Source organism: Novosphingobium sp. AAP1, from assembly GCF_001295765.1.
Lineage (GTDB): Bacteria > Pseudomonadota > Alphaproteobacteria > Sphingomonadales > Sphingomonadaceae > Novosphingobium > Novosphingobium capsulatum.
In genome coordinates this window covers 1-9,742 of the sequence record NZ_LJHO01000032.1, presented here as the reverse complement: position 1 = coordinate 9,742, position 9,742 = coordinate 1, and the positions used below count along the sequence as shown (strand labels likewise).

Annotated in this window: 12 protein-coding genes and 1 tRNA gene; 2 read left to right on the top strand and 11 right to left on the bottom strand. The window is 64.6% G+C overall.

Going from position 1 to position 9,742, the window contains the following annotated elements; translation table 11 throughout:
* A partial coding sequence (locus IP65_RS20500; RefSeq protein WP_054132199.1) for a PadR family transcriptional regulator occupies positions 1-282 on the bottom strand: 282 nt, incomplete at its 3' end.
* Between the two features lie 392 nt (positions 283-674).
* On the opposite strand from IP65_RS20500, the gene IP65_RS20495 reads away from it, so the two are divergent.
* Positions 675-905, top strand: a complete 231-nt coding sequence (locus tag IP65_RS20495; protein ID WP_022677523.1) for a hypothetical protein — start codon at positions 675-677, stop codon at positions 903-905.
* Between the two features lie 170 nt (positions 906-1,075).
* Here IP65_RS20495 and IP65_RS20490 read toward each other — a convergent pair whose 3' ends face one another.
* Complete coding sequence (locus IP65_RS20490; protein ID WP_028658197.1) at positions 1,076-2,317, bottom strand: integrase arm-type DNA-binding domain-containing protein; 1,242 nt, start codon at positions 2,315-2,317, stop codon at positions 1,076-1,078.
* A 165-nt stretch (positions 2,318-2,482) separates the two neighbouring features.
* Positions 2,483-2,569, bottom strand: a tRNA-Leu gene (locus tag IP65_RS20485).
* 267 nt (positions 2,570-2,836) lie between these two features.
* Here IP65_RS20485 and IP65_RS20480 point away from each other — a divergent pair.
* A complete protein-coding gene (locus IP65_RS20480; RefSeq protein WP_054132888.1) occupies positions 2,837-3,781 on the top strand; it encodes a complex I NDUFA9 subunit family protein in 945 nt (314 codons plus the stop codon).
* A gap of 112 nt (positions 3,782-3,893) precedes the next feature.
* On the opposite strand, the gene IP65_RS20475 is transcribed toward IP65_RS20480, so the two are convergent.
* From IP65_RS20475 to IP65_RS20440, 8 genes are all read right to left on the bottom strand, one after another.
* Positions 3,894-4,565, bottom strand: coding sequence for a glutathione S-transferase family protein (locus tag IP65_RS20475; protein ID WP_028658198.1), 672 nt, complete (start codon positions 4,563-4,565; stop codon positions 3,894-3,896).
* 81 nt (positions 4,566-4,646) lie between these two features.
* Positions 4,647-5,096, bottom strand: coding sequence for a hypothetical protein (locus IP65_RS22080; protein ID WP_231627881.1), 450 nt, complete (start codon positions 5,094-5,096; stop codon positions 4,647-4,649).
* 40 nt (positions 5,097-5,136) lie between these two features.
* Positions 5,137-5,580: a chemotaxis protein CheW gene (locus tag IP65_RS20465; RefSeq protein ID WP_054132887.1), complete on the bottom strand. Its 444-nt coding sequence runs from the start codon at positions 5,578-5,580 to the stop codon at positions 5,137-5,139.
* Positions 5,581-5,615: 35 nt separating this feature from the next.
* Positions 5,616-5,987 carry a response regulator gene (locus IP65_RS20460; protein WP_022677527.1) on the bottom strand — a complete coding sequence of 124 codons (372 nt, stop codon included), beginning with the start codon at positions 5,985-5,987 and terminating at the stop codon, positions 5,616-5,618.
* Between the two features lie 20 nt (positions 5,988-6,007).
* The gene (locus IP65_RS20455) at positions 6,008-6,562 is read right to left on the bottom strand and encodes a chemotaxis protein CheD (RefSeq protein ID WP_054132886.1); all 555 of its coding nucleotides are present in this window, start codon (positions 6,560-6,562) and stop codon (positions 6,008-6,010) included.
* A 3-nt stretch (positions 6,563-6,565) separates the two neighbouring features.
* Positions 6,566-7,606, bottom strand: coding sequence for a chemotaxis response regulator protein-glutamate methylesterase (locus IP65_RS20450; RefSeq protein WP_054132885.1), 1,041 nt, complete (start codon positions 7,604-7,606; stop codon positions 6,566-6,568).
* Positions 7,603-8,472 (bottom strand): protein-glutamate O-methyltransferase CheR, encoded by an 870-nt coding sequence (locus IP65_RS20445; protein WP_022677529.1) that lies wholly within the window; start codon positions 8,470-8,472, stop codon positions 7,603-7,605. The genes IP65_RS20450 and IP65_RS20445 overlap by 4 nt, the downstream gene beginning before the upstream one ends.
* Positions 8,469-9,742 (bottom strand): chemotaxis protein CheA (locus tag IP65_RS20440; protein WP_197279315.1); only part of this gene is annotated, 1,274 nt, incomplete at its 5' end. The genes IP65_RS20445 and IP65_RS20440, both read right to left, overlap by 4 nt.

The window sequence follows — 9,742 nt, the reverse complement described above, 5'->3', positions numbered from 1 at the left end:
CGGAGGCGCCGCCTGTTCGGGGGGATTGGCGCGGGCGAACTGCACGCCGCTCGCCGTCAAGCGATAGGCATGCCGAGGCGGCCGTCCGCCTTCCGTCGGCGGCTGCCATTCCGCTTCGAGATAGCCTTGCGCTTCCAGACGGATCAGCAGCGGATAGAGCGTGCCAGATTTCACACCGGCGAGCCGAACCAATTCATAGCCGTGCGACCATTGGCCACCGGCATCGAGGAGAACGGCAAGGACCGTCCGAGCATGGGAGGAGAGAGTCCGTGAACGAGGCATGGCATTAAATCTACCTAGATAGATTTAGCGTCAAGCCTGATTTTGATCGATCGTCGAACTACCCAGTACCCTGCAGGAACCTTAGGCTGCCGCGTTCTGCTAAAGCGCGACCGTTCAAATTTTCCCATCCTTTCCGGAACATTCACGAGTGGCAGATCGCGGTGGAACCCGCCATTTGGGGAAACCGCTACCAGTGGTAATGTTGTCCCAGGCCCGGGCATTCGAGTGCCGCCCGACCGCAGTGAACGACCGGCAGCTTTCGACGCTCCGGTTCTGGCTGCCGAACGTCTGGTATGGCGGCGGTTCGCGACACCGCTGAAACTTGAGCGCTCCGCCTAGCATTTATCGTTAGATACGTCATGCTTGGACTTGTGGCAGGATAGGAGCGACGCATGGACGAAGATGCATTGTTCGCGGTTGGCACGGTATTGGCGGCGCTGGGTGGGTTGCTCGAACGCAAGGGCATCTGCACTACGCAGGAGTTGGCCGAGACGCTGGGCGGCGTTGCCTGGATGACTCAGGAGGCAGGTGACGAGTACAAGGTTCGCGCTGCGTATATCGGGAGTTGGGCGCATATGGTGCGTGCGGCAGCACTTGAGGCCGGTAAGGCGGGCGCAAATTAGCGTCATCGCCGCTGATTGCCCGGGTTACTGTCGCTCCGCGGCAGCAAGCCAAATCAGGGCCGTAAACAGGGGACTATCAGGCATCCCGTGACCGTTTATGTCTCAGGGCATGTCCATCGCGCCACAGCTAACCTTAGGCAAGTCTCGGCACCAAGCTAACGGCAAAAAGCCTATCCGGAGACAAACGACTTTTGGCCGCCAAAGTTAGGCTTGAGCACTCTCGCGCCATCGCGCAAGCGGTCCAGCTCGTCCGACCAGAACTGCATCAACGCCACCCGCTCATTCCAGTATTCTCCCCGCGTATAGGCGCGGCGGACCCCGTTGTTTTCCATATGCGCCAATTGCCGTTCAATCGCATCCGGATTGAAACGTCCGGTCTCGTTGAGAAGAGTGGCCGCCATTGCCCGAAAGCCATGCGCGGTCATTTCCTCTTGTCCAAAGCCAAGGGCCCTCAAAGCGGCATTGACCGTGTTTTCCGACATGGGCCGCGTCGAGGTGCGGAATGATGGAAAGCAATAGCGGCCCTGACCCGTCAGGTCCCATAAGCCCTCAAACAGGCCTACAACCTGTGATGATAGAGGGACGCGGTGCGGGCGGCGCATCTTCATCTTCTCGGCAGGGATGTTCCACACGCTGCGATCGAAATCGAACTCTGCCCATTCCGCTTGGCGAAGTTCACCGGGGCGCACAAAGAGATGTGCTGACAGCTTCAAAGCGAACAGCGTGATGGCATGGCCGGAATAGCCTTCGATCGCGCGCATGAGATCTCCGGCCCGATCCTCGGTGGTAATTGCAGCAAGGTGCTTGGCTTTGGGAACTGTCAACGCGCCGCGCAAATCGCTTGCCGGGTCCCGCTCTGCCCTCGTTGTCGCGATAGCGTAGCGGAAGACTCGGCTAAGTACGCTCCGCATGCGCCGAGCGCTTTCGTGGCGACCTGTTGCCTCAACCGCGCGCAGTACGGCTAGAACCTCCTGCGCATTGATCTTGGCAACTGGGCGATTTCCGATGCTGGGATAAGCCTTGTCGAGGAGCCAACGCAGTTTGCTCAGCGTTATCTCGGCCATGCCCTCGCGCATGTTCTTGGCTACCCACTCCTCGGCAACGAGCTTGAAAGTGTCGTTCTCGGCGACGCGAGCGCGGGCAGCATCAACTTTCTGTTGGTGCGAAGGATCGGTGCCTGCAGCAAGCAAGCGCCGTGCGTCGTCGCGGCGCACGCGCGCATCTGCGAGGCTCACCTCGGGCCAGGCACCAAACGCAAGCGTGCGATGCTTTTCAAGATAGCGATAATTGAAACGCCAAAGCTTCGTGCCGGTGGGGCGGACCAGAAGATAGAGATCACCGCCGTCCGACAGCTTATAGTCGCGCTCGTGCGGTTTGGCGCTGGCGATGGTGGTGACAAACAGGGTTCCCATGAGGGTATCGTCCTAGCTAGGGACGAATATCGATACCCTCGAATATACCCGCATTGTTCCCGGTTGGTGCCGAATTCGCCCGTATTTGGATGGACGATCATAACACAAAATTTGGCTTATTTCAGCCACTTCACGGACGTCTACGGACGTCCGTGGAATGAGAAATGGTGCCCAGGAGAGGACTCGAACCTCCACGCCCTTTCGAGCGCCGCCACCTGAAGACGGTGCGTCTACCAATTCCGCCACCTGGGCACTTTCTCTTCGGTGCGTGCTGTCGGGCACTCGCCGTCGGTGGAGGGGCCAATACGGGTGAGGCCGGGGGGTGTCAACACGGGTTTTGTCATTTTCATGGCATCTTTTTTTCCACAGCCGGCAATTTTCCGCTTGGCCGGGCACTGTGGTTGATCCGGGGCATTGAACGGCTGGCCCTGGCTGTGCCAAGGCGCGATGAAACATGGTGTGGAGCGGCCGGCGCGCCGCTTCTTCTCGCAAACCGACCAAGGTGGAACAGGCAAGGCTATGGGCAACGTGCGCGATCTGGAAGACAAGCTGGTGGTGCTGGTGGGTGGCAGCGGCTTTTTCGGCAGCCATCTTGCGCAGGAATTGCTGGAGCGTGGCGCGCGTCTGCGCGTGTGCAGCCGGCATGTCGAACGCGGCTATGCGATCAAGGCGCTGGGCAATCTGGGCCAGGTGCAGTTCCTGCGCGTGAACGTGCAGAACGAACGCTCGCTGGCGGCCGCGTTCCTGGGCGCCGATGCGGTGGTCAACCTGGTCGGCGCGTTCAAGGGTGATCTCGATGCCGTGCAGGGCCGCGGCGCGGGCCGCGTGGCGGCGCTGGCCAAGGATGCCGGCGCGCAGGCGTTCGTGCATGTCTCGGCCATCGGCGCCGATGCCGGCTCGCCTGTCGCCTATGCCCGCACCAAGGCCGAAGGCGAAGCGGCCGTGGCGGCGGCGTTCCCCGGTGCAGTGGTGGTGCGCCCCTCGGTGATGTTCGGGGCCGATGACGCGTTCCTCAACCTGTTCGGCAAGGTGATCAGCCAGTTCCCGGTGGTGCCGGTGTTCGGCCCCGAAGGCCGCCTGCAGCCGGTGTTCGTCGATGATGCGGCCTGGGCCATCGCCACGATCCTGAGCGATTTCCCCGCCCAGGCCGGCAAGACGTTCGAACTGGCCGGCCCCGAAGTGCTGACGATGATGGATATCAACCAGCGCATCGCCAAGGCGCAGGGGCGCAACCCCGTGCTGGTGCCGGTGGGTGATGCCATGGCCGGCCTGTTTGCCAGCCTGCCGGGCACGCCGCTGTCGCGCGATCAACTGGCGCTGCTCAAGGCCGGTAGCGTGGCGAGCGGCACCCTGCCGGGCCTCGCCGAGCTTGGCCTGCGCGCGCGGCCGCTGGGCCTGTTCCTCGATCGCTGGATGCTGCGCTATCGCAAGGCGGGGCGGTTTGGCGTCAAGAGCCTGGGGTAATTGCCACGGGGGCGGCAGGCTCAGGACAGGCCCTTCGACAGGCTCAGGGCGAACGGGGGTGGAGGTCTTTCCGACCCGTTCGGGCTGAGCCTGTCGAAGCCCTCTACAGACCCTAGGCGTTCACGTCCGCATAGTGGGCCGGCGGCTGGATCACGTCCATCCGTTCGGACAGTAGTGGGCGAAAGCTGGGCCGGCTCTTGAACACGGCATACCAGTCGCGCGCCTGCTCGTGGCCGTTCCAGTCGATCCCGCCGAGGTAATCGGCCACGGAAAGCTGCGCCGCGGCGGCAAGGTCAGCCAGGCTCATGGTCGATCCGGCCAGCCAGGGGCGATTATCGATCAGGTGATCGATGTAATAGAGGTGATCGTGCGCCAGGCGCAGCGCCTCGCGCAGCATGCGCGAATCGGGTGACTGGCGATAGACCAGCCGCTTCTTCATCCGCTCTTCGAGCAAGGGCATGGTCACGTCGGCAAAGAAGTTCTCGTCGAACAGCGCCACCAGCCGGCGGATCTCGGCGCGGTTGGTGGCCGTGCCGTTGATCATCGGGTTCTTGTCGTTGGTCTCTTCCAGATATTCGCAGATCGCCCGGCTATCGACCAGGGTGATGCCGCGTCCTTCGTCGCGCAGCACCGGGGTGCGCACGGCGGGATTCAGCTTCTGGAATTCCTCGCGATAGTCCCAGGGATTTTCGCGAACCAATTCATAAGGGATGCCCTTTTCCGCCATGAGCAGCCGAACCTTGCGGCTGAACGGGCAAAGGGGAAACTGATAAAGCTGCCACATGCCATGCTCCATGGACGAGGGCCATGGCCCAAGTCCAGCACCGCCGTAATGCATGGGCGCAATTTTTGCTCCGCAGCCGTGCTAATGAAACATGCGCATGCGGTCGCGCAGCACGTCCAGCCCGATCTGCTCGATCGCCGTGATCGGGCAATCGGCCTCTAGCAGCCTGGCCAGCGAGCGCTGCTTCTGTGCGATCAGGTCGATCGCCTGGAGCACGTCCATGTGCCGCGCGGCCACGTCCATGTCGGTGCACAGGCGCCCGCCGAGGTCTTCCACTTCGAGCGCCAGTTCCTCCAGCACCACGGCGATGCGCTGGTGCGTGGCATCGCGCAGGCTGGCTGGGTCAGGCGCGGCGTGGGTCGGGCTGGCCACCGGCGACGATGTGGACATGGGGGTGGGCAGGGGCGGGGCATCGAAAGGCACGAAGCCTTCATTCTCGACCGTTTGCGTGGCCTCGGCGCGGGCCGTGGTGCCGGCCGCGCGGGGGGCGGGGTCGGGCTCGGGCCAAAGGTCGGTCGTGTCGATAGGCATCGCAAAGGCTCTCCGCAGCGTCGCGTCAGGTGGTCTTGGCTCAGGCCGCTTCGGCCATCGAATCGCTGTCGGCCAGCGCCGCCAGGTTCAGCACCATGACCATCTTGTCTTCGATCGCGGCCAGGCCATCGAGGAACGGCACCACCGTATCGCTGCCCGAGGCCGGCGGCGGGGGCTGCATCGCTTCATCGGGCACGGTCACGATGTCGCTGACCGAATCGACGATCCATCCGCCGATCTGGCTGCCCAGCTGGGTAACGATGATGGCATGGCGCGGGGTCGGCTCGGTGGCGCGCCAGCCCAGCCGCGCGGCCAGGTCCACCACCGGCAGCACGGTGCCGCGCAGGTTGACGACGCCGGCCACATAGTGCGGCACGCGCGGCAGCCGCGTGGTTGGCGTCCAGGCGCGGATTTCGCGGATGGCCATGATATCCAGGCCGAATACCTGGCCTTCCACTTCGAAGGTGATCAATTCGCGGATCATTGCTTGTCTCCCTTCAGGACTGCGATGGCCATGGCCTAGTGCGATACGCGGCGCACGGCCGCGACCAGCTTGGCCGGGTCAAACGGCTTGACGATCCAGCCGGTCGCTCCGGCGGCGCGGGCGCGGGCCTTCTTTTCTTCCGAGCTTTCGGTGGTGAGCACCAGGATCGGGCGATCGCGGTGGCGGCTGCCCTCGCGCAGGCGCTCGATCAGGCCAAAGCCATCCAGCCTTGGCATGTTGATATCGGTGATCACCACATCGACTTCGTTGAGGGCCAGCCAGTCGAGCGCGGCGATGCCGTCCTCGGCCTGCGAGACATCGAAGCCTTGCGAGGTGAGTGCGTGGTTGAGCAGGGCCCGCATCGACGGGCTGTCGTCTACGGTCAGGATCCGGGTGGTAGTGGTCATGCCTGGACTCGCTTTTCCATTCAGAACAGTTCGACATCGCCCAGCGATTTGGCCGGACGCGCAGTGGGTTGCACAGGTGGCGCAAGCCGGTCTTCCACCGTACGGAGGCGGACCTGGCCCGATGCCGGGCGGAAATCGACACGCCGCGCCTGGGTTCCGCCAAGGTCTTCGCGCAGCAGCGCGATGCCTTCGTTGGCGAGGAACTTGCGCGCGAACTCGGCATTGACCGAGCCGATCTTCATCATGTTACGGTTGACGTTGGCCCCGCCATAAAGGTGCGCCTTGAGCTTTGACTTGCGCGCGCCCTTGGCCAGCATCTCGTTGACCAGCAGTTCCATCAGATAGAGGCCGTAGTGTTCGTCCACTGCAGTGTCATAGCCGGCGGGCGGCTCTGCCAGCAGGAAGTGGTTCATGCCGCCCACGCGGGCATCGGGATCGAACAGGCAAGTGGCCACGCAACTGCCCAGCACGGTCGAATATTCCAGGCTCTTGTCGGCGCTGGCCAGGGCCTGGCCCTGCATCACGGTGATCCGCTCCAGGCCGCTGGGGTTGGGTAGGATGGGTTTGTGAAACATGGCTCAGGCCGCCTTGCTGAAAGCGTGGCGGGCGATGTGCCCGATCGGCGCCACCACCTTGGCCGCGCCCAGCGAGATGGCGGCGCGCGGCATGCCAAAGACGGTGCAGGTCGCCTCGTCCTGGGCAATGGTGCGCGCGCCCTTCTGGGCCATGGCGAGCAGGCCCTTGGCCCCGTCGGAGCCCATGCCCGTCAACAGGATGCCCACGGCCTGGGCGCCGACCACTTCGGCAACAGAGGAAAACAGCACGTCGACCGAAGGCAGGTGGCCCGACACCGCCTCGCCCCGGCGCAGCTTGGCGTGCAGGCTGGTGGTGCCGCCGATGCCCAGGTGGCGATCATCGCCCGGTGCCAGATAGACGTTGCCCTCGCGCAGCGGCATGTCGGACTCGGCCAACTGGATGCGCGGCGGGCAGTTCTGGTCGAGCGTGCGCGCCACGGCCGGGGCAAAGCGTTCGTTGATGTGCTGCACGATCAGTGTGGGCGGGCAATCGGCCGGGAAATCCGACAGCAGGATCTGCAGCGCCTCTACCCCGCCGGTGGACGAGCCGATGGCGATGAGGCGCGGGCGATCGGCGATCGATAGCCGCGCCTGGCTGGCGATGCGGCTGGTCGGCACGGCCGGGGCCGGCGCGCCGCGCGGGGCAAAGCGCACTTTGGACGCGCTGCGGATCATGTTCGCCAGGCGGCCGCTGTCTTCCAGCGTCATGCCTTGGCCCATCTCGCTCTTGGCGTAGCAATCGACCGCCCCCAGCGCGAGCGCGCGGGCCGTGGTATCGTTGCCCTGCTGGGTGGCGCCCGACACGATGATCACCGGCGTCGGGCGCAGCTGCATGATCTTTTCCAGGAAATCCAGGCCGTTCATGCCCGGCATTTCCACGTCGAGCGTGACCACGTCGGGGTCCAGCTCGCGGATCATCTGGCGCCCTTCGGCGGCATTGGCGGCGGCGGCCACCACTTCGATATCCGGCTCTTTCGACAGCCGGTTCATGAGGATGGCCCGCATCGTGGGCGAATCCTCGACAATCACCACGCGGATCGTCATGCCGCCCTCCTCGAATAGATCGTTGGTCCCATGTTCGCCAGTTCTTCCAGAGCCGGGCCGGTGACCCGCTCGCTGTGGCCGATATAGAGGTGGCCGCCGCGCACGAGCTTTTCGGCAAAGCGCGCCACGAGCCGTTCCTTGGTTGGATTGTCGAAATAGATCATCACGTTGCGGCAAAAGATCACGTCAAAGGCGCCGGCCATCGGCCAATCGCCCAAGAGGTTGAGGTGGCGGAAGCGCAGTAGCGCCTGCGCCTCGGGCGCGATCGTGGCATCCTGGCCATCGGGCACGGTCCAGGCACGGCGCAGCGCCTCGGGCACGGGCTTGAGGTCTTCCTGGCGATAGCGCGCGGCCTGGGCCTTGGTGATCGCATGAGTGGCAATGTCGCTGGCCAGGATGCGGATATCGCGCCGCGCCAGCTTGAGCCCTTCGCTGCGATCCGGGCCAAGCAGGGTCATCACCAGCGACCAGATTTCCTCGCCGCTGGAACAGCCGGCCGACCAGATGCGCACTTTGCCACCGCGATCGAGCTGCTCGATCAGGTGGGGCCGCACGACTTGGGCGAAATGCTCGAAATGGTGCGCCTCGCGATAGAAGAACGTGTGGTTGGTGGTCAGTGCGCAGATCGCCTTGGTGCGTTCGGCCGCATCCTCGCGAATGCGCAGGACATAGGCGCCGAATGTCTGGCAGCCCGAATCGCGCACCAGCGGCGCCAGGCGCGAATAGACCAGCATGGCCTTGCCCGGCGGCAGCACGATCCCGGCCTCGCGATGGGCGATCTCGCTCACCGCCTGGAAATCGGCGGCGTCATAAACCCCCGGGCTGACGCCGGGCAGGCTGACGTCGAAGGCGGCGTGAACGCTCATGCGGCTTCTGCCAGCCCGTGCGGGTGCGACAGGTCCATCTGGCCATGTTCGGCCATGCTGCGCGCGACCAGGCCGTCGACATCGACGATCAACGCCACGCGCCCATCGCCCAGGATGGTGGCGCCGGCCACGCCCTCTACCGAGCGGTAGTGGGTATCCAGGCTCTTGATCACCACCTGGCGCTGATCGACGATCGAATCCACCAGCAGCGCGGCGCGGCCGGCGCCTTCGGTTTCCACCACGATCAGCACACCATCCTGCGGCGCTTCGACCGCACCATAGGCGCCCACCGCCACGTGCAGCGGCACCACCGGGATGAAGCGGCCGCGCACGTTCATCATCGCGCGGTTGGAGCCCAGGCCTTTGACGTCTTCCACCGCCGGACGCAGCGATTCAACCACGTTGGCCAGCGGGACGACCAGCGTCTGGTCGCCGACATTGACCACCATGCCGTCGGAAATGGCGAGGGTGAGCGGCAGGGTAAGCGTGAACGTGGTGCCCACGCCCTGTTCGGATTCGATGGTGATGCGCCCGCCCAGGTCCTTCACGTTCTGGCGCACCACATCCATGCCCACGCCGCGCCCGGAAATATTGGACACGGTCTGCGCGGTGGAAAAGCCCGGCGCAAAGATCAGCAGGTCGATCTCTTCCTTCGAGAGCTGGGCATCGGGTGCAACCAGGCCCTTTTCGATGGCCTTGGCCAGCACGCGGTCGCGGTTGATGCCGCGTCCATCGTCGCCAATGCGGATCAGGATGCGACCCGAGCGGTGCTCGGCCGACAGGGTCAGCGTGCCTTCGGCGCTCTTGCCGGCGGCGAGCCGCTCCTCGGGCTTTTCGATGCCATGGTCCACCGCGTTGCGGATCAGGTGAGTCAGCGGTTCACCCAGCCGCTCGATCACGGTCTTGTCCAGTTCGGTGCTCTCGCCCGAAACTTCCAGGCGCACGTGCTTGCCGGTGCTGGCGGAAAGTTCGCGCATGATGCGCGGCACGCGGCTGAACACCGAGCCGATCGGCTGAGCACGGATCGCCATGGCGCTTTCCTGGATATCGCGCGTCAGGCCATCGAGCACGGCGATTTCCTCGCTCGCGGCCAGGCCTTCGCTTGACAGGCGCTGGGCCATCATCGCCTGGGCGATGACCAGCTCGCCCACGGCATCGATCAGCTTGTCGAGCTTGGACAGCTCGATACGGATCGATTGGCCGGGCGCGGGCGGGGCTGGCGGCGTGGCCGCTGCAGCCACGGCGGCCGGCGCGGCCGGCGGTGCAACCG